At 64.1% G+C, this 17,228-nt stretch carries 22 protein-coding genes and 1 pseudogene; 8 read left to right on the top strand and 15 right to left on the bottom strand.

All coding sequences use genetic code 11. The features are described 5' to 3' along the window. Positions 1-3: 3 nt before the first annotated feature. A complete protein-coding gene (locus AC0L3A_RS01555) occupies positions 4-786 on the top strand; it encodes a sulfite exporter TauE/SafE family protein (RefSeq protein WP_473253464.1) in 783 nt (260 codons plus the stop codon). A 2-nt stretch (positions 787-788) separates the two neighbouring features. Here AC0L3A_RS01555 and AC0L3A_RS01550 read toward each other — a convergent pair whose 3' ends face one another. From AC0L3A_RS01550 to AC0L3A_RS01510, 9 genes and pseudogenes are all read right to left on the bottom strand, one after another. Then, a complete protein-coding gene (locus AC0L3A_RS01550) occupies positions 789-1,493 on the bottom strand; it encodes a glutathione S-transferase family protein (RefSeq protein WP_035994942.1) in 705 nt (234 codons plus the stop codon). Positions 1,494-1,586: 93 nt separating this feature from the next. Beyond that, a complete protein-coding gene (locus AC0L3A_RS01545; protein WP_007592105.1) occupies positions 1,587-1,730 on the bottom strand; it encodes a hypothetical protein in 144 nt (47 codons plus the stop codon). Positions 1,731-1,844: 114 nt separating this feature from the next. Further along, on the bottom strand, positions 1,845-2,510 hold the full coding sequence (locus AC0L3A_RS01540; protein ID WP_473253462.1) for a DUF429 domain-containing protein: 666 nt from the start codon (positions 2,508-2,510) through the stop codon (positions 1,845-1,847). 34 nt (positions 2,511-2,544) lie between these two features. Continuing rightward, positions 2,545-2,892 (bottom strand): carboxymuconolactone decarboxylase family protein, encoded by a 348-nt coding sequence (locus AC0L3A_RS01535; RefSeq protein ID WP_007592111.1) that lies wholly within the window; start codon positions 2,890-2,892, stop codon positions 2,545-2,547. Between the two features lie 3 nt (positions 2,893-2,895). Next, positions 2,896-3,417, bottom strand: a pseudogene (locus AC0L3A_RS01530) (RNA polymerase sigma factor). Continuing rightward, positions 3,414-3,623, bottom strand: coding sequence for a YgaP family membrane protein (locus AC0L3A_RS01525; RefSeq protein WP_007592115.1), 210 nt, complete (start codon positions 3,621-3,623; stop codon positions 3,414-3,416). The pseudogene AC0L3A_RS01530 and the gene AC0L3A_RS01525 overlap by 4 nt, the downstream one beginning before the upstream one ends. A 99-nt stretch (positions 3,624-3,722) precedes the next feature. After that, complete coding sequence (locus AC0L3A_RS01520) at positions 3,723-4,907, bottom strand: serine hydrolase domain-containing protein (protein WP_473253460.1); 1,185 nt, start codon at positions 4,905-4,907, stop codon at positions 3,723-3,725. A gap of 215 nt (positions 4,908-5,122) precedes the next feature. Then, on the bottom strand, positions 5,123-5,470 hold the full coding sequence (locus AC0L3A_RS01515; protein WP_007592122.1) for a Lin0512 family protein: 348 nt from the start codon (positions 5,468-5,470) through the stop codon (positions 5,123-5,125). 182 nt (positions 5,471-5,652) lie between these two features. Continuing rightward, positions 5,653-7,317, bottom strand: coding sequence for an acetolactate synthase large subunit (locus AC0L3A_RS01510; RefSeq protein WP_473253459.1), 1,665 nt, complete (start codon positions 7,315-7,317; stop codon positions 5,653-5,655). Positions 7,318-7,488: 171 nt separating this feature from the next. Here AC0L3A_RS01510 and AC0L3A_RS01505 point away from each other — a divergent pair, with 171 nt between their 5' ends. The 3 genes from AC0L3A_RS01505 to AC0L3A_RS01495 all read left to right on the top strand — a co-directional run bounded on the left by AC0L3A_RS01505 (position 7,489) and on the right by AC0L3A_RS01495 (position 9,233). Continuing rightward, complete coding sequence (locus AC0L3A_RS01505) at positions 7,489-7,842, top strand: MmcQ/YjbR family DNA-binding protein (protein WP_007592125.1); 354 nt, start codon at positions 7,489-7,491, stop codon at positions 7,840-7,842. A 74-nt stretch (positions 7,843-7,916) separates the two neighbouring features. Then, entirely contained in the window at positions 7,917-8,789 is an 873-nt protein-coding gene (locus tag AC0L3A_RS01500; protein WP_473253458.1) for a bifunctional helix-turn-helix transcriptional regulator/GNAT family N-acetyltransferase, read from the top strand. 57 nt (positions 8,790-8,846) lie between these two features. Continuing rightward, positions 8,847-9,233, top strand: coding sequence for an ester cyclase (locus AC0L3A_RS01495; protein WP_007592129.1), 387 nt, complete (start codon positions 8,847-8,849; stop codon positions 9,231-9,233). A gap of 22 nt (positions 9,234-9,255) precedes the next feature. Here AC0L3A_RS01495 and AC0L3A_RS01490 read toward each other — a convergent pair whose 3' ends face one another. The 3 genes from AC0L3A_RS01490 to AC0L3A_RS01480 form a co-directional block, all read right to left on the bottom strand. Beyond that, positions 9,256-10,476 carry an MFS transporter gene (locus tag AC0L3A_RS01490; RefSeq protein ID WP_354127948.1) on the bottom strand — a complete coding sequence of 407 codons (1,221 nt, stop codon included), beginning with the start codon at positions 10,474-10,476 and terminating at the stop codon, positions 9,256-9,258. Positions 10,477-10,747: 271 nt separating this feature from the next. Next, positions 10,748-11,326 (bottom strand): DUF308 domain-containing protein, encoded by a 579-nt coding sequence (locus AC0L3A_RS01485; RefSeq protein WP_473253457.1) that lies wholly within the window; start codon positions 11,324-11,326, stop codon positions 10,748-10,750. Between the two features lie 103 nt (positions 11,327-11,429). Beyond that, entirely contained in the window at positions 11,430-12,014 is a 585-nt protein-coding gene (locus AC0L3A_RS01480; protein ID WP_473253456.1) for a TetR/AcrR family transcriptional regulator, read from the bottom strand. Between the two features lie 75 nt (positions 12,015-12,089). Here AC0L3A_RS01480 and AC0L3A_RS01475 point away from each other — a divergent pair, with 75 nt between their 5' ends. From AC0L3A_RS01475 to AC0L3A_RS01465, 3 genes are all read left to right on the top strand, one after another. Next, positions 12,090-12,587, top strand: coding sequence for a peptide deformylase (locus AC0L3A_RS01475; protein WP_473253455.1), 498 nt, complete (start codon positions 12,090-12,092; stop codon positions 12,585-12,587). Between the two features lie 77 nt (positions 12,588-12,664). After that, positions 12,665-13,078 carry a GFA family protein gene (locus tag AC0L3A_RS01470; RefSeq protein WP_219683229.1) on the top strand — a complete coding sequence of 138 codons (414 nt, stop codon included), beginning with the start codon at positions 12,665-12,667 and terminating at the stop codon, positions 13,076-13,078. A 24-nt stretch (positions 13,079-13,102) separates the two neighbouring features. Further along, entirely contained in the window at positions 13,103-13,507 is a 405-nt protein-coding gene (locus tag AC0L3A_RS01465) for an MAPEG family protein (protein ID WP_473253453.1), read from the top strand. Positions 13,508-13,545: 38 nt separating this feature from the next. Here the strand turns inward: AC0L3A_RS01465 and AC0L3A_RS01460 are convergent, their stop codons facing one another. The 3 genes from AC0L3A_RS01460 to AC0L3A_RS01450 are packed head-to-tail and all read right to left on the bottom strand — an operon-like array spanning position 13,546 to position 15,424. Then, positions 13,546-13,908 (bottom strand): ArsR/SmtB family transcription factor, encoded by a 363-nt coding sequence (locus tag AC0L3A_RS01460; RefSeq protein ID WP_473253451.1) that lies wholly within the window; start codon positions 13,906-13,908, stop codon positions 13,546-13,548. After that, on the bottom strand, positions 13,908-14,570 hold the full coding sequence (locus AC0L3A_RS01455; protein ID WP_473253449.1) for an SRPBCC family protein: 663 nt from the start codon (positions 14,568-14,570) through the stop codon (positions 13,908-13,910). Before AC0L3A_RS01455 ends, AC0L3A_RS01460 begins: the two co-directional genes overlap by 1 nt. A gap of 56 nt (positions 14,571-14,626) precedes the next feature. Further along, positions 14,627-15,424: an AraC family transcriptional regulator gene (locus AC0L3A_RS01450; RefSeq protein WP_473253448.1), complete on the bottom strand. Its 798-nt coding sequence runs from the start codon at positions 15,422-15,424 to the stop codon at positions 14,627-14,629. 249 nt (positions 15,425-15,673) lie between these two features. Between AC0L3A_RS01450 and AC0L3A_RS01445 the strand changes: the two genes are divergently transcribed. Continuing rightward, the gene (locus AC0L3A_RS01445; RefSeq protein WP_473253447.1) at positions 15,674-17,224 is read left to right on the top strand and encodes a carboxylesterase/lipase family protein; all 1,551 of its coding nucleotides are present in this window, start codon (positions 15,674-15,676) and stop codon (positions 17,222-17,224) included. Positions 17,225-17,228: the final 4 nt, after the last annotated feature.

Below are 17,228 nucleotides of genomic sequence, written 5' to 3'. Positions count from 1 at the left end.
GCGATGTCGTGGGTCCACGACCTGCTCGCAGGCATTGGGGTCGGTCTCATCGGCGGGCTGACATCGGGCTTCATGGGCACGAGCCCAGGAGGCGGTCTCGTGATTTTCAGCGTGCTGCTGCTCGGCGCCGAGCAACACGTCGCCCAGGGCACATCGCTGATCACGCAGGTTCCACCGACAGGACTCGCGGGTGTTCGCCGCTATTGGCAGAACGGCAATCGCAGCCCGTTGCTGTGGATCGTCTGGATCGGCATCGGCTTTCTGTTCGGCGGCGCCGGCGGCGGCTACGCTGCGGCCGCAGTCTCCGACGCGGTGTTGCAATGGACCTACGTCGTCTATCTCGTCGCACTGATCGCTCTCCTGATCCTGCGCCGCGACCGCGAGGACAAAAGCAATGAGACCGGCGACCGAGACGAGCTGCCGTGGCTGCCGCTGCTCCTCATCGGCATGCTTGCCGGATTTTCCTCCGGCTTCATGGGCATCGGCGGCGGGCTGGCGATTACCGTCGGGCTGGCGGCAGGCCTGCGGGTGCCGCAGCATCAGGCGCAGCTCGTCAGCCTCGTCTTCTCGGTCATCCCGACCAATATTCCGGCCGCGTGGATCTATTGGAACAAGGGGCTCATGGTCGGCTGGCCGGCCATCATCGGCATCCTGGCCGGCCTCTGGGTCGGCACCGATCTCGGTGCACGCGCTGCCAATGGCGTCAGCAAATCGGTACTGCGCCGGGTCATGATCGCCCTCATCCTGCTGATGGCGCTCTACATGACCCACAAGGCGCTAACCTGATCTTACGGCCGCTTCGGAATGTTCAGCCCGCGCTCGACCGCCGGACGCGCCAGCCCGCGTTCGAGCCAGGCGGCGACGGATTTGAACTGGCTGAACTCGACGAGATCGCCGGCGCCGTAGAAGCCGATGAGGTTGCGCACCCAGCCGAGCATGGAGATGTCGGCGATGGTGTAGTCGTCGTCCATGAACCATTGCCGGCCGGCAAGATGCATCTCCATCACCCCGAGCAGCCGCTTGGCCTCGCCCACGTAGCGCTCGAGCGGCCGCTTGTCCTCAAAGTCCTTGCCGGCGAATTTGTTGAAAAAGCCGACCTGGCCGAACATCGGCCCGATACCACCCATCTGGAAATGCAACCACTGGAGGGTCTGGTAGCGGCGCGCGGGATCCTGCGGCAGCAGCTTGCCGGTCTTCTCCGCGAGGTATTGCAGGATCGCCCCGGATTCGAACAGCGGCAGCGGCCTCCCGCCGGGACCGTCGGGATCGAGGATCGCCGGGATCTTGCCATTCGGATTGAGCGAGAGGAATTCCGGCGTCTTCTGGTCGTCCTTGCCGAAATCGACGAGATGGACTTCGTAGGGAAGCCCGATCTCTTCCAGCATGATCGAGACCTTGACGCCGTTCGGCGTCGGCAGCGAATAGAGCTGGAGCAGCTCCGGGTGCTTGGCCGGCCAGCGCTTGGTGATGGGAAAGGCGGACAGATCGGACATCAGGACCCCGGCTTCGTTCATGAGATGCCGCCTAGTCTAGGCAAGCGGACGAACGACGCAAGGTCGAGTGGTCAGATCATTTTCCCGCACAGGTCACAGCGGCCGCAGCAAATGGTTGGTGGCGTGCATCACATCGCGCTGCGCGCGTTGCTCGATGAAAAGTTGGCCGGTGACCAGCAGTGCTCCGGTGAAGACGAGCGCAAGCATCGCGGTCGCGAATTGACTGCCATCCCTCATCGGACGAGCTTCTCCGTGTTCGGTTCGCACGAGGAACGCAGGCCAGCCGTCGTCTGTTCCTGCAAGCTTCAAATAAATTGCAGCTTTTTCCCGGCCCCTCGCACGCCGACAGCCTCAATAATTGATCTCCATCCGCAAGCCCCTCGGGTCGGTCTCCTCTCCGCCGAACCTCTGCGTGCTGTCGCGTGCCGCGATGGCGCAGGCACAGGCGTCGATGAGATCGTTACGGCCGATGCCGGTGCCGTGTCGTTGAGTCAGCCATTTCGGCAAACGCGCGAAGCCGCGCTGCTCCAGGAGTGCGATGCGCTGCTCGCGGCCCTCTGCCGAGGCCTTCTTTGCGAGCCGGGCCCGCCCAGCCAGATTCCAGAAGATCAATTCCGGATGCGCTTCGCCGATGGTCGCCTGCCGCTCCGGCGTCATGATCTCGTCGACGTCCCTGATCTTGTCCCTGATGTTCCAGAGCTGCGCCGACACGCCCCTGCCCTTGCCCTCGCGCTCCCAGTAGTGCCGGTTAGCTGCAGCCATATCGGCAAATCGCCAGAGGTCACGGCGCGCGCCGAGAAACACGGCGGGACCGACCCGCTCGCGTGCGCGCAAATCGCAGATGCGGTATCCGCTCCATTTCAATCCGATCGGCATGTCGATCATCGCGCGTGCATGCGGCAGCGCGAGCAGCCGCGCGAGACCCGGCGAATAGTCGAAACCGTGATCGCCGCGCTGGTCGATCCAGGCGGCAACCCAGCCGAAGCGAAATCCGTCAAGGCCGAGATAGTTTGGCAACTTCCTGATCCCTGACGGGCGTCCGCCCGCTCCTTTATCCGGGTTCCTCGCCCCGATGTCGCTCGAACAGGCGCTGAGCCAACAACGCATGGCCGAGCGTGCTGCCGGCGCGAACCGCCGCCGCAATCAGCGCGGCTTCCGCGATTTCTTCGCGCGTTACACCGGCCTTCACCGCTTGCGCCGTGTGCACATCGAGGCAATAGGCGCATTGCGTGGTGAGCGCGACCGCGAGCGAGATCAGCTCCCGATATTTTGGCGGAATCAATCCATCCTCGCGCTCGACCGCGTGGTTGAACGCAAGGAACGCGCTGGCCTCGACCGGCGCGAGCGCCACGAAGGCCGCGATGGATTTCAGATCGTCAGGGCTTTGATAATCGCTCATGGCTCATCTCGTCAGATATTCGCGCATCAGAGCGCGGGCGCGATGCAGGCGTGCCTTCACGGTCTGCCGGGTCGCACCGAGTGCGACGGCGATTTCGTCGATGGTCATTTACTTGACGTCGCGCATCAGCGCGACGTCGCGGTAGTGCGGCGGCAGCGCCTCGAAGGCCGCCGCGACGTCGAGCCGCAAATCGGCCTCAGGACGCGACAGCAGCAGCGCCTCCGCCTCCGCGTCGTCGATCGCCGGCGCAAGGCCCGCCTTGCGGGCGAGCCGCAGGCATTCGCGGCGGACCACACTGAACAGCCAGGCCGAAAACGCCAGCCAGGAGCGGATCGTGCCGACATGGCGAAACAGGATCCACAGCGCCTCCTGCGTCGCATCCTCGGCATCCACCGAGCTGCGACAGGTGGCGCGGGCGTAGCGGCGGATGTTCGGTTGCGCCGTCTCGAGCAGCGACGCGATCGCCTGGGGATCGCCGAGGCGCGCGGCCTCGAACAGGTCCGGCGAGATCACAGTGGCGCTCATGACACGCCTCCCCTGCCGATACCGGCCATCGCGCACATCGGACAATAACCGACGAGGCCGGTCAGCGCGAAACCGGCACCGCCGAGCGCAACCAGCCACAGCGCGGCGCCGGTGAGATACACGAATGCCGCGACGGCCACCGCGACGCCCAAGGCGATCCGCACGGCCTGATGCAGGCCGCCGATATTCTTCCTGTAAAAACCCATCACATCCTCCGAGATGAGCCGAGGCAAAATGCCTCGACCGTCAAGAGAGGGCGCGACGACCAAAAAGGATTCGCGGCAACGTGCAGATTTTTTTCGCGATCAGCCTCCGACGGCCTGATAGGCCAGACGCTTGAATTCGAAGAAGAACGGATTCCAGAAGCCCATGTAGCGCTGCGTCATCAGCACGCCGGCGGTATTGGCCTGCGGGCAGATCCACCAATGGGTGCCGGCAAGGCCGCCCCACTGGAATTCGCCGGTCGAATTCGGGGGATCGAACGGCGTCGGCGCGAAGGTGACGGCGCCGCCGAGGCCAAAGCCCTTGCCGGGGATCGGGCCGAGATTGGCGAAGCGGATGTTCTCGCCGGCGGGCAACTGGTTCGTCATCATCAACCGCAGCGTCTCCGGCTTCAGCAGAGCATCCGAGCCGGGGAGCAGCGCCCGTATCAAAGCAAGCATGTCGGGCAAGGTCGAGACCAGTCCGCCGCCACCTGACAGCCGCGGGAATTGCCGCCGATAGGCCTGCGGATAAGGCAGGTCATCGGCCCGGGTGAGGCCGGGCTTCATGGGGTCGAGGACATCCGCGCCGTTGTAGAGGGCCACCAGCCTGCCCTGCTGCGCGTCCGGCACGTGGAAGCCGGTGTCGGTCATGCTGAGCGGCTCGAAGATGCGCGCCTTGAGGACGGCGTCGAGCGGCTTGCCGGAGACCACCTCCACGACACGCCCAAGCACGTCGGTCGCAACCGAATATTCCCAGGACGTGCCGGGATGAAAGGACAGCGGCAGATCGGCGAGCTGGTCGATCATGCCGGTCAGCGGCGTCAACGGATTGAGAACGCGCGCCTCGTTATAAGCTTTGAACAGCACCGTACCGGGATCGAAGACGCCGTAGCTGAGGCCGGAGGTGTGAGTCAGAAGCTGCCGGATCGTGATCGGGCTCTTCGCCGGTTCGACGTCGGCAAGGCTCAAAGCGCCCGGCTTCAGAACCTTGCGATTGCCGAGTTGCGGCAGGAATTTCTCGACAACGTCATCGAACCCGATGCGGCCTTCCTCGACCAGCAGCATGATCGCGCAGGTGACGAAGACCTTGGTATTGGAGAACGCGCGAAAAATGTGATCGGGCCGCAGCGCGGTGCTGGCCTCGCGATCGGCGAAACCGACACACTGCTGATCGACGACCTCGCGGCCTCGCAGCACCGCCCAGGATGCACCCGGAATGATCTCCTGATCGACGTAACGCTGCATAGCCGTCCGCGTGGCGGAAAAATCAGGTGTTCTGGCGTCCATGTGCTTCCCCCAATGATGGTTGGGATCGATATAGCGTGAATTCGCCGGATATGAAGCCTGACCGGACGGCGCGGCTCATTCCTGCTTCATGAACGCAGTGACGTGCAGGCGGCGCCGAATCCGCATCCCCTGGCGCTGGTACAGCGCGGTGGCTGGTCGTCAGCGCGCTCCAGATCGGGCGATCCAGCAGCGTCACGTCACCGTCGGACACCGTCTCACTCCTTCTCGAAGCTGACGATGACGGCGGCATTGGCGATGAGGATGGGGTCGTTGCCCTGTTCCGGGGCCGAGGGAATCTCTAGCCCGCCCTTCACCGCGTTGACGGTGACAGTGCCGTAAGGCAGCTCCTTCGCGACCGCGTCCTTGTCGACGGCTTCGGGATTCGGCACCGCAATCGTGACGTCCACGAACATGTCGTTCGCAGTCTTGTCGATCATCCGGAAGAAGCCGAGGCTCGAATGCCTGATGGCGTCAGACACGGCACGCTTCGCCGCCTTGGTGGCGTCCCTGCCGTGGACGTCGACGCCCATGCCCATCTCGGTGATACAGCGAACGCGAGCCATGTTCTTATTCCTGTGGTTGATTGGATGATATGGACGCGACTTGTTATCGTATTCAGGCCGGCCCGCATACTCCGTCATTGCGAGGAGCAAAGCGACCGAGCAATCCAGGCCGCCCCCGCGGAGACAACCTGGATTGCTTCGCTTCGCTCGCAATGACGCGGGGGCAGCAGCATCGCACAAACTCACGCCTTCGACTTCTCCCGCGCCCGCAGCTCCTCAACGAGCACCCGCACATTCTCCGAATAGTCGATCGGGATCACGACCAGATGCACGCCGCCCTCCTTGAAGGCGGCATCCAAGGTCGGGCCAAAGCTGTCGATGCTCTCGATGCGATGTCCTTTCGCTCCATAAGCCCTCGCGTACAGGACGAAATCGGGATTGCCAAAGGTCATGCCGAAATCGGCGAAGTGATCGACGGCCTGCTTCCAGCGGATCATGCCGTAGGCGTTGTCCTCGAGCACCAGCACGACGAGATTGAGCTTGAGGCGGACGGCGGTCTCCATCTCCTGGCTATTCATCATGAAGCCGCCGTCGCCGGCGACCGCGAGCACGCGGCGCTCCGGATAGAGCATCGCGGCCATCATCGCCGACGGCAGCCCGGCGCCCATCGTCGCCAGCGCATTGTCGAGCAGCAGCGTGTTGGCGACGCGGGTGCGGTAGTTGCGCGCGAACCAGATCTTGTACATGCCGTTGTCGAGCGCGACGATGCCGTTCTCCGGAATGACCTGCCGAATGTCGTGCACGATGCGTTGCGGCATCGGCGGCCAGCGCGCTTCTGTGGCGCGGTCGGCGATCTGCGTAAGGATCTTTTCGCGCAGTGGCAGCAGCGCGGCGGCTTGCGGCAGCTTACCTTCGAGCCGGTCGGCGAGCAGCTCCAGGCTGGGGCCGACGTCGCCGACGACTTCCGCATCGGGAAAATAGACCAGCTCGACGCTGGCCGGTGTGTAGCTGACGTGAATCACCTTGGGGCCCGATGGTCCCATGATAAAGGGCGGCTTCTCGATCGGGTCGTGACCGATCGCGACGATCAGATCGGCGGAGTCGATCGCGTCATGAACGTAGTCGCGCTCGGACAGCGCGGCGGTGCCCATGTAGAGATTGGTGCCGCCGGGCACCGTGCCCTTGCCCATCTGCGTGGTGAAAAAGGGAATGCCGGTCCGCCGCACGAAACTGGCGATGCCGTGTGTCGCGCGCGGCCGGCTGGTCGCAGCGCCCATCATCACCAGCGGATGCTTCGCGGCCAAAATCATCTCGGCGGCGCGGTCGAGCGCGGCGCGATGGGCGACCGGGATCTCGATCGGATGAACCGGGATCACCGGGACCTCAGGCACTTCATCGCCTGCGATATCTTCGGGCAGTTCGAGATGCACGGGCCCTGGCCGCTCCTCCATCGCCACGCGAAACGCGTCGCGGACCACGGTGGGGATGCTGGAGGCGCTGATGATCTGCCGCGACAGTTTCGTCAACGGCTTCATGGTGGCGACCACATCGACGATCTGGAAACGCGCCTGCCGGCTGCTCATGATCGGCTTCTGGCCGGTGATCAAGATCATCGGCATCGCGCCAAGATGCGCATATGCCGCGCCCGTCGACAGATTGAGCGCGCCCGGGCCGAGCGTGGAAAGACAAACTCCGGGCCTGCCGGTCAACCGCCCGTGCGTCGCGGCCATGAAGGCGGCGGCCTGCTCGTGGCGAGTCAGGATCAGTTCGATTTTGGAGGTGCGGAGCGATTCCACCAGATCGAGGTTCTCCTCGCCGGGCACGCCGAAGATGCGGTCGACACCTTCGTTCTCAAGCGCCGCGACGAACAGGTCGGATCCTTTTGCTTTGCGTTCCCGCCCACTCATGTCGCCTCCCGGTCACAATGTCGGCTCCCGTGTTCCACGGCCGCCGGCGCATGGTAACGGTCCGCAGCGGGGGCACAACTCACAAAGAGGCGCGCAACTGCATCATCCCTGTGGCGACAACGCTCGTCCCTCTCGTGTCCTTGCCGCGTGCGCTGTGCTATCGCTCGGGCGATGACTCCTAATACCTTCGAAACCCGCTGCCTGCGCCTGCCCGCCGTCACCAAGGTGGTGCAGTGGGAGGGCACCTCCGTGTTCAAGGTCGGCGGCAAGATGTTCGCACTCGGCGGCGGCTTTGCCGCGCGCTCCGGCGGCTACATGTTCAAGGTCTCGAACATGGCCTATGCCATGCTGATCGAGCACGGCCTTGCGCGGCCGGCGCCCTATCTGGCGCGCGCCAAGTGGGTGCAGCTCGTCGGCAACAACGCGCTATCAGACGCCGAGCTCACGAGCTATCTGGCGCAGGCGCACGCGCTGGTCGCGGCGAAACTCACGCGGAAGTCCCGCAAGGCGCTGGGCCTCGAGTGAAGTGCAGCCGGTGCCGAAGCGAAAGCCTGCGCTGATTGACATCGATGATATGCCTGACTAAAGTCAGATATATCATGCTCGACCCTGTTTCCCGCGTCCGCCGCTTCAACCGTGCCGTCACGTCCGCTGTCGGTGCGCTCGACACGTCATTCCTGGGGCGCGGGCGGCCGTTGGGGGCGGCGCGCGTGCTCAACGCGATCGGGCATGGACGTTCGGACGTGGCCGAGATCCGCGACTATCTCGGCCTCGATTCCGGCCTGATGAGCCGCCTGCTCCGCAGCCTCGAGGACGAGGGGCTGGTCGAGACCATTGCGCATGAGGAAGATGCGCGCCGCCGCGTGGTATCGTTGACTCGTGCGGGCCGGCGCGAGTTCGCGGCCTATGAAGCGCTGTCGAACACGCAGGCCGAGGGCTTCCTTGCCCAGCATTCACAACGCGAGGCGCTGCTGGCGGCGATGGATTTGATTGCTTCCGCATTGACGCGCGAGCGCGTCACGCTGGACGAGATGGATCCGCGGAACGAACAGGCCCGTTATTGCCTCGGCGAATATTATGGCGAGCTCGGCCGCCGCTTCAAGCAGGGCTTTGACGTCTCGCTGTCGCGCGATCCTGACGCCAAGGATATGCGCCGCCCGCGCGGCACGTTCATCGTCGCGATGTCGGACACGCTGCCGGTCGGCTGCGTCGGGCTGAAAGGCACGGATCACGGCTATGCCGAGATCAAGCGTCTGTGGGTCGCACCGGCGGCGCGCGGATTGCGGCTCGGCCGGCGCCTGATGGACGCGAGCGAGGATGTCGCGCGCGGGCTCGGCATCAAGCTGCTGCGGCTCGACACCAACAGCGCGCTGGCGGAGGCCGGCCAGCTCTACCGAAGAAGCGGCTGGAGCGAGATCCCCCGCTTCAATGACGATCCCTACCCGGACCTGTTCTTCGAAAAACGTCTGTGAGCGCGGGCGCCGATCGCCCTGTTGCCGCGTTATGGCCGGAGCCGCAGGAGCAACGCCATGACCAGGTCCGACCTCGCCGACATCTACCGCAATTACATCGCCTGCCTGAACCGGCAGGATTGGCCCGCCCTCGAACAGTTCGTTCACGGTGACGTCGTCCACAATGCGCGACCGTTCGGATTGTCCGGCTATCGTGCCATGCTGGAGCAGGATTTTCGCTCAATTCCCGATCTGCATTTCAACATCGAGCTGCTGGTCTGCGATCCGCCCCAAATCGCCTCCCGGCTGACGTTCGATTGCACGCCGGCTGGAACGTTTCTGGGGCTGGATGTGAACGGCAGGCGCGTGTCCTTCTGCGAAAACGTGTTCTATCAATTTCGCGACGGAAAAATACGGCACGTGTGGTCCATCGTCGACAAGCCCGCGATCGAGGCGCAGCTCTAGCGCTGCGCCTCGATGAAGCTGCTTACGCAGCCGCCGGCGCCAACTCCGCTCGCGGCTTCGGGAACGGCTTGAAATTCATCGCCATCAGGAAGGCGCCGAGGCCCATCGCCCAGGAGGCGATATAGAGCCAGGCGTAGCTCGAGAACGCATCGTAGATCAGGCCGCCGGCGAGCGGGCCCGTGGCCATGCCGAGACTGCCGGCCATCGCGGTGCCGCCGATCACCGTGCCCATCATCTTGAGCGGGAAGTTCTCGCGGATCAGCACCGCGTAGAGCGGCATGGTGCCGGCATAGATGAAGCCGAAGACGGCCCCGACGGCGTAGAATGTCGTGAGCTGGTGCGCGAAGACATAACCCAGCGCACCGAACGCCTGCAACAGCAGGCCCGAGACGAGCACGCGCTTGGCGCCGAAGCGGTCACCCATCAGGCCGAAGGCGATGCGCCCGCCGAGGCCAGCAAAACCCTCGATACTGTAGATCGTCACCGCCGCAACGAGCGGGATGCCGCAGCTCACGGCATAGGAGACGGTGTGAATGATCGGGCCGGAATGGGTGGCGCAGCAGAAGAAGTTAGTGGCGAGCAGGATCAGGAATTGCGGCGAGCGCAGCGCCTCCCCCATCGACATCTCGCCTTGCCCGGCGCCCTCGCCCGCAGGCGCGGCCACGGCGTGCGCGAGCGCCGGCGGGCGGCGCACCAGGAACGAGACCGGGATCATGATGGCGCCAACCACCAGCGCTACGATCTGCATCGCGGTGCGCCAGTCATGGTTGGAGACGAGCCAGGCCGCGAGCGGCGCCATCGTCATCGGCGCCATGCCCATGCCGGCCGACACCAGCGAGACCGCGAGGCTGCGATGGGTGTCGAACCAGCCGGTCACGGTCGCCATCATCGGCGCGAAGATCGCCGCACAGGACGCCCCGACCAGAAGGCCGAAGACGAACTGAAACGCCAGCAGCGAGGTGGCGTGGCTCGCCGCGAACAGGCTCACGGTCAGCACCGTCGATCCCGTCAGCACCACCGGCCGCGGCCCGAACCGGTCCGTCAACGTGCCCCAGGCCATGCTGGTGAAGGCCATCGCCAGAAAGCCGATCGTCATCGCGCTGGAGATGCCGGTCACCGACCAGCCGGTGTCCTTCGCGATCGGCTGCAGGAACACCGGCAGCGAAAACATGCCGCCGATGGCGACGCAGCCGAGCAAGCCGCCCGCGGCGACGATCACCCAGCGATAGGAGGAAGAGTTCATTTTTGGTCTCCCGTCAGGTCTGTCTGGGTGGAAGACGAATGGGAACATGGTGGACCGACAGGCCGACGCAAGTTTTTGCGGCAGGCTTTTGTGACCTGCCAAACAAAAACGGCGAAAACAACCCCATGCACAGTAGCCGGGCGCTTTGGGATCAAGGACTTACAGCGCAGCCCTTTGCCGTGCGAGGAACCGCCGTTTGACTCGTCGGGCAAAACACCTGCATCATGGCATCATCCCGCCGGTATCGATCTCGTCCCCTCGCGAACAGGCTTCAAGCAGCCACGCCGCGCCGCCACTCGCCGACCGTGAGCCAGACCGCAGAGACCAGGAAGTAGAGCGCACCGACGGCGGCATAGCCCGCGACATTCGCGATCGAGGGAACCGCAGGCGTCGTCGCCTGAAAGATGAAGAAGCCGCCTGCAAGCGCCGATTGGCCACCGCTGAGCACCATGGCCCACTGCGCGCCAAAACTCCGCCAGCGGCGGATGGCCGTCCCCAGCTGCAGCAGTCCGGACACAATCGCCCATGCCCCGAAGATTCCGAGAACCCGGTTCATGCTTGTTTGCAGAGCGACAACGACTGCGATGGTTGTCGCAACGCTCGCCAGAGCGTTGAAAACCTGGGTGCGATTCTGATTGAAGCCGCCGCTGCGAAGCGCGTCCGCGCAGTTGGCTGCAGCGTCCCATGCGGGATAGAGGACGAGCAAGGCGCCGGCGATCACTGGAGAAGAAGCCCCGGCGGCAAACGCAGCAGCGACCCAGGCGACGGAGAACGCCGCTCGCACGAAGTAGTATTGCTTCAGCCATCGCTCGCGGTCGGTATGAACCGGGTCCAATTGATATTCTGCCATTGCAGTCTCTTCTATACCTACTAGTTGGTAGTTTCTTACGCGCAGCGAAACCGACCTCGCTCCAGCCCGCTTGCGCGCTGTCGCATCGTCTCGCTGAAGTCTCTCAATGCTTGTTGGCCAGCCGGTCCAGCAGCGGGGTGGTGATCACACCGAACATTTTTGGATCCCCATAGGCACGCGCCGACAGCATCGCGCCATGAATGGTCGCCATGAACCCTTCGGCCTCGACGCGAGCTGTGCCGGAGAGTTTGAATTGCCCTTTCCGCTTGCCGCGCTCCATGACGGCGGTCAGCCAGGAAGCCAAGGAGCGGAAGTGCGCACGGACTTCAAGCGCAACCTCCTCCGGCAGGATCGGAAGCTCGCTGGCCAGCAGCGCGCAGACGCAGAACGGCGCCGTCGCATCATTGATGCACACCTTCCAGTACGCGACATAGTTTTCGAGCTGGCCGCGCGGATCAGGGACATTGCGCTCGAGCGCGGACAGTCCCGCCTCCGCTTCGGCGCGGTAGCGCGACACGAGGGTGCGGACCAGATCGACCTTGCTGGCGAAATGGTGGTGGATGCTTGGCTTGCGGATGCCGACAACATCGGCCACGTCGGCGTAGCTGAAACCATTATAGCCGCCCGCGATGATCAAGCTGCGCGCGCAGGCCAGGATGTCGTCGGCTGTTGAGGAAACGTTGGTCATGGCCCTAGCTACCTTCCAGTTGGTAGGGCGTCAAGAACGGGATGCTTCAACCATCCGTGAGTGCTAGGAGCCTGCATGACCATTCGCCCGATCGTCCGCTATCCCGACCGCCGGCTCGCGACCCCCGCGCGCCCCGTCACCGCGTTCGACGACGGCTTGCGCGAGCTCGTAGCCGATCTGCTCGATACGATGCGCGCCGCACCCGGCATCGGCATCACCGCGCCGCATGTCGGCGTGCCCTTGCGCGTCGTCGTGCTCGAGCTCGACGCCAAAGAGGGGCCGCAGACCTATGTCAATCCCGAGATCGAATGGGCCTCGCCGGAGATGATCCTGCACAAGGAAGGCAGCGTCTCGATGCCCGGCGTCAACGATGAGGTGCAGCGCCACGCCCGCGTGCGGATCAATTATCAGGATCTCGACGGCAATATGCAGAGTGAGGAATCGGAGGCTTTGCGCGCCGTTTGCCACCAGCACGAGATCGACCAGCTCGACGGCCTATTCTGGATCCAGCGGCTGTCGCGGCTGAAAAGGGAGCGGCTGGTGAAGAAGTTCGAGAAGATGTCGCGCGAGTGAGCGCCGGCTGCTCGATGTGGCGAAATCAAACCAGCCTGATATGATTGGAACGGTCGGCCCCGTCGGGAGGGAGACGAATGACATATTCAGGTCGTTGCGCCTGCGGCGCGGTTTGTTACACCATTGCGTCCGCGCCGATCCGCGGCTTCCAATGTCAGTGCAGCGACTGTCAGCGCGATACCGGCAGCGGCCACAGCTCCATCTTCGTGTTCGCGCGTAGCGCAGTCTCGGTGACAGGCGAGGTGCGCGAAATCGAGCGCACCGCCGACAGCGGCGCAATCAAGCGCAAAGGGTTCTGTCCGAACTGCGGCTCGCCGATCTACAACAAGCCGGACGAGAAGCCGGAGTTCATCGGCATCTATGTCGGCACGCTGGACGATGCCAGCACGTTCAAACCGTCCGTCGTGCTGTTCTGCTCGCGCGGATATGCCTGGGATCACCTCGATCCCGAGATTCCCAAACTCCCGGAATGGCACCCGGGATCGCGCTGATTCTTGCAGATTGAGGGACAGCCAATGGCGATGAGCTTCGAGCTATCGATGCTGACCGCCGCAATCGTCTGGGGCTTCGTACAGCTTGTCGCCGCCGCGCAAGCCGCGAACCTGCAGTACGGCCTCAGATGGGCTGCGAGCCCGCGCGACACCGAGATGCCGCCGCTCAAGCCCATCCCCGGCCGCCTCAACCGAAATTTCCGCAACTACATGGAGACGTTTCCGTTCTTTGCCGCAGCGATCCTCATCTCTCACGCCGCAGGCGTTCACAATGAGCTGACTTATTGGGGATCGATCGCCTATCTTGGCGGACGCATCGCCTACACCGCGCTTTACCTATCCGGCATACCTCTCGTCCGCTCGCTGTTCTGGAATATCGCCAGCTTTGGCATGCTCGCCGTTTTGGCAGCGGCTTTCGTGCCTCACTGAAGCGGCGCGATAGCGACTTTGCCTTTGCCGCGATGCCTTCACGCCCGCTTGCCGCTCCGATTGGTCATGGGCGCGTTACGACGCTCGCGTTTGCCGCGCGCGATTTCCGTCGCCAGCGCATCCAGCTTCGGCTCCCAGAAATTGCGGAACTGACCGATCCACGCGTCGACCGCGCGAAGCCCCGCAGCATCGACCGAATAGAGCCGCCGTTGCGCCTCCGCGCGAACCGTCGCGAAGCCGCTCTCGCGCAGCACCTTGAGGTGCTGCGACACGGCGGCCTGCGTGATCCCGAACTCCGCTCCGATCACTTCGACGACCTTGCCGGAGGCGATCTCGCCGGGCGCAAGCAGCTCGAGGATGCGACGGCGGACGGGGTCGGCGAGGACCTCGAAGATTTGCATCAGCTTCCTGTGCCCGGATGCGCCGCGTCGGGCGGCGTCTCGCCGCGATAGAAGGCGATGGTGCGGTCCGAGCGCTGCTTCGCGGAGGCAGGATCCACGCCGCTTGCGACATGCGCTGCGCGCCAAGACTCGCCGCTGCTCGTCATGAATTCCTTGCCCGCGGGAGAGCCCATCCATGCCTCGGCCGTCTCATGGTCGACCGATGCCCCGGTCGCAACATATCGCTCCAGCCCCGCAATGGCGAGATCCCAGCCGATCCCGACTGCCCCTGGACCGAACTGATTCCAATGATCCTCGATCATCGCGGTGTGCTCAAGCGTCAGCCGCGCCTGGCTTCGTTCTGCCGTCAGCTTGACGTCGATCCAGCTCATCGCGCCGCCGAATTCCCACGTCGCCGCAAAATGGGTCGGCGGCGTACACTCCGTGATGGTCCCGCCGGCATTCCCCTTGAGCTGGTACTTTCCGCCGAGCCGGAGATCTCCCTCGACCGGCAAGAACCAGCGCGGAATGCGTTGTTCGCTGGTCACTGCGTCCCAGAGATCGTCGACGCTGGTTTCGTAAAGCCGCGTCAGTATCACCGCACTGGCCGCTTTCCCGTCCTTCTCGAAATTCCTCACCGAACGCGTAACCAGCCCCAATACCCTGACGACGTCGATCTCCATGGCGCTCCTCCTCGTCGTTTCGTGCCAGGATGAATATCGGTTGAAGCTAATATAAGTCAACTCTTATATTCAGGGAAAATGCCGCTCAGATATTTCCCCGGCGGTTTGCCGAGCGCCTTCTTGAACATGGTGATGAAGGCCGCGACGGAGTCGTAGCCGAGATCGGCGGACACCTGCTGGACGCTCGCGCCGGACGTCAGCTCCCGCAAGGCGACGATCAGATGCAATTGCTGGCGCCAGCGCCCGAAGCTCAAGCCCGTCTCCCGGACGACGAGACGCGCGAGGCTGCTCTCGCTCAGCGCGACGCGATCGGCCCATTCGGCCAGCGTCCTGCGATCGGAAGGGTTTTTCGCCAGCGCTGCGGCAATCTTCTTCAACCGCGGCTCGGGCGAGAGCGGCAGATGAAGCTGCTGAACGGGCATGCGGGGAAGCTCGCGCAGAAGGACGCGCGCCAGAAGGTCCACCCTCGCCTCGTCATCCGCAATCTGATCGGACAATTCGACGATCACTTCACGCAGCAGCGGGGAGATCGAGAGCGTGCAGCAACGATCCGGCAGGTCCACGCGGTCAGGCTCGATATAGACGAAGAACAGCCGGGCATTTTCTGTCGCGAGGTTGCTGTGCAGCATGCCCCCGGGCACCCACACTGCGCAATGCGGCGGCACCATCCACAGACCGGTGGGAATGCGGCATGTCACGGCGCCTCCCAGCGCAAAGACAAGTTGCCCCTTCCGGTGCCTGTGATCGGGCACCTCGCCCTTGGTCCCGATCACGTCGACGCGCACCGCGATAACGGGCGCGGAGACATCATCCACGTCGAGATCAGGCCATGGAAAACGGAGCGGCTGCCGCATGCTTGCCGGTTTTTAGCAATCGATTGGCAGAATATCTAAATCGAGCGAACAAGAAAGTCGATAGGATCTCGGCGTGGCAGCGGTTTCGCTGTGGCCATCCTTCGAGACGCCCGCGTCGGCGGGCTCCTCAGGATGAGGTCTTGTTTCGCGGCACAATCGCAAATCCTCATGGTGAGGAGCCCGCTCTCAGGCGGGCGTCTCGAACCATGAAGGCCAAGCTTTGTGTGCGAATGCCCTGGAGATGTGACCATGCATGGTTCCACAAGTGTGACAGCAGCCGGGCTGCAACGAGTGGTCCGCACGCAAGCAGGCTTCGTGCGTGGCGGCCCGCGCGATGCAAGCGGCGTGATCGCGTTCAAAGGCATTCCCTACGCAGCACCGCCGGTCGGACCTCTGCGTTGGTGCGCACCGCAACCGCCGGCGCCCTGGGATGGCGTGCGCGATGCGCGCGTGTTCGGCGCGGGCTGTCTATCGGCGCTCGAAAACGACCAGCGGCCGGGACCGCGCGACGAGGATTGCCTCTATCTCAACGTCTGGACCGCGGCGAAGCGCGCGGATGAGAAGCGGCCCGTGATGGTGTGGATTCACGGCGGCGGCTTTCAGTTCGGCTCCTCGGCCAATCCTGCAACCGATGGCAACGCGCTAGCAGTGAAAGGTGTCGTCGTCGTCAGCTTCAACTACCGCCTCGGCATCTTCGGCTTCCTCGCCCATCCCGATCTCGACATGGAGGCGCCATCAGGCAATTACGGCCTGCAGGATCAACTGGCGGCGCTGCGCTGGGTCAAGGCCAACATCGCCGGCTTTGGCGGCGACCCCGACAACGTCACCCTGTTCGGCGAATCCGCCGGCGCCATGGCCGTCGGCATCTTGATGGCCTCTCCGCTCGCGCACGGACTGTTTCACAAGGCCATTGGACAGAGCGGCGCGTTCTGGGACGGCAAGCACGGCCCACTCCAGGGCTTTGAAGAAGCCCGCGCGCGTGGTCTGGCTTTTGCCCGGCAACGGGGCAACGGGTCGATCGCAGCTTTGCGCAGCATGCCGGCCGATCGATTGAATGCAGCCGCGCCATGGAGTTTCAGGACCAGCCCGGTCGTGACGGCCTTCTCGCCGAGTATCGATGGTCATGTTGTGCCTGATGTGCCCGCACGGCGATTCCTTCGCGGCGAACAGATGCACATCCCGCTGCTGGCAGGCTGGAATGCCGCCGAAGAATTTCCTTTCCGTTCGCAGTCACTCCCCGACCAATCGGCGCAAGCCTTTGTCGCCGCGGCTGAGGCGATGTTCGGCAAGGAGCGCATGGCCGATTTCCTGAGGGTCTATCCCGCGGCGACCGACGCGGAGGCCAGGACTTCCGCGGCGGCGCTTAACGGCGACTATGTGGTCGGGGAGCAATGCTGGCAGTGGCTGCGTCTGCATCGGCGCGGGCGACAAGCGCCGGTCTACGGCTATCACTTCAGCTATACCTCGCATTACACGCCGATCGCCTCGCACGTCACTGAAATTCCGTTCGTGTTCGGCACACTGACACCGCAACAGGTGATCGGCAGCTCGGCACCGCCGGCCGAAGAGGACCGCGCGCTGGCGCGGACCATGATGGCCTATTGGGTCAATTTCGCCGCGCATGGCGATCCCAACGGATCGGACCTGCCACCCTGGCCCGCCTATGACGAGAACGACGTCGTGCAGATCCTGGGCAAACCGATCGAATCCCGCCCCAATCCGCAAGCCGCCCGCTTCCGCTTCCTCGATAGCTTCAGGCAGGACGGCATTTTGCCGATGCGCTGGCGGGAGCTGCCGTGAGGCG

It is taken from the genome of Bradyrhizobium sp. MI1.3 (assembly GCF_055811695.1).
Note: the sequence above shows the minus strand (reverse complement) of the source record. Positions and strands in the feature narration are given on the sequence as shown.

Bases quoted from the DNA above. Each gene is read 5' to 3' on its own strand.
- AC0L3A_RS01445 (WP_473253447.1), top strand. From the start codon at position 15,674: ATGCATGGTTCCACAAGTGTGACAGCAGCCGGGCTGCAACGAGTGGTC.
- AC0L3A_RS01515 (WP_007592122.1), bottom strand. From the start codon at position 5,470: ATGGCTCGCGTTCGCTGTATCACCGAGATGGGCATGGGCGTCGACGTC.
- AC0L3A_RS01475 (WP_473253455.1), top strand. From the start codon at position 12,090: ATGACCATTCGCCCGATCGTCCGCTATCCCGACCGCCGGCTCGCGACC.
- AC0L3A_RS01465 (WP_473253453.1), top strand. From the start codon at position 13,103: ATGGCGATGAGCTTCGAGCTATCGATGCTGACCGCCGCAATCGTCTGG.
- AC0L3A_RS01535 (WP_007592111.1), bottom strand. From the start codon at position 2,892: ATGAGCGATTATCAAAGCCCTGACGATCTGAAATCCATCGCGGCCTTC.
- AC0L3A_RS01470 (WP_219683229.1), top strand. From the start codon at position 12,665: ATGACATATTCAGGTCGTTGCGCCTGCGGCGCGGTTTGTTACACCATT.
- AC0L3A_RS01490 (WP_354127948.1), bottom strand. From the start codon at position 10,476: ATGAACTCTTCCTCCTATCGCTGGGTGATCGTCGCCGCGGGCGGCTTG.
- AC0L3A_RS01480 (WP_473253456.1), bottom strand. From the start codon at position 12,014: ATGACCAACGTTTCCTCAACAGCCGACGACATCCTGGCCTGCGCGCGC.
- AC0L3A_RS01525 (WP_007592115.1), bottom strand. From the start codon at position 3,623: ATGGGTTTTTACAGGAAGAATATCGGCGGCCTGCATCAGGCCGTGCGG.
- AC0L3A_RS01550 (WP_035994942.1), bottom strand. From the start codon at position 1,493: ATGTCCGATCTGTCCGCCTTTCCCATCACCAAGCGCTGGCCGGCCAAG.
- AC0L3A_RS01455 (WP_473253449.1), bottom strand. From the start codon at position 14,570: ATGGAGATCGACGTCGTCAGGGTATTGGGGCTGGTTACGCGTTCGGTG.
- AC0L3A_RS01510 (WP_473253459.1), bottom strand. From the start codon at position 7,317: ATGAGTGGGCGGGAACGCAAAGCAAAAGGATCCGACCTGTTCGTCGCG.
- AC0L3A_RS01545 (WP_007592105.1), bottom strand. From the start codon at position 1,730: ATGAGGGATGGCAGTCAATTCGCGACCGCGATGCTTGCGCTCGTCTTC.
- AC0L3A_RS01450 (WP_473253448.1), bottom strand. From the start codon at position 15,424: ATGCGGCAGCCGCTCCGTTTTCCATGGCCTGATCTCGACGTGGATGAT.
- AC0L3A_RS01555 (WP_473253464.1), top strand. From the start codon at position 4: ATGTCGTGGGTCCACGACCTGCTCGCAGGCATTGGGGTCGGTCTCATC.
- AC0L3A_RS01500 (WP_473253458.1), top strand. From the start codon at position 7,917: ATGCTCGACCCTGTTTCCCGCGTCCGCCGCTTCAACCGTGCCGTCACG.
- AC0L3A_RS01505 (WP_007592125.1), top strand. From the start codon at position 7,489: ATGACTCCTAATACCTTCGAAACCCGCTGCCTGCGCCTGCCCGCCGTC.
- AC0L3A_RS01485 (WP_473253457.1), bottom strand. From the start codon at position 11,326: ATGGCAGAATATCAATTGGACCCGGTTCATACCGACCGCGAGCGATGG.
- AC0L3A_RS01520 (WP_473253460.1), bottom strand. From the start codon at position 4,907: ATGGACGCCAGAACACCTGATTTTTCCGCCACGCGGACGGCTATGCAG.
- AC0L3A_RS01495 (WP_007592129.1), top strand. From the start codon at position 8,847: ATGACCAGGTCCGACCTCGCCGACATCTACCGCAATTACATCGCCTGC.
- AC0L3A_RS01460 (WP_473253451.1), bottom strand. From the start codon at position 13,908: ATGCAAATCTTCGAGGTCCTCGCCGACCCCGTCCGCCGTCGCATCCTC.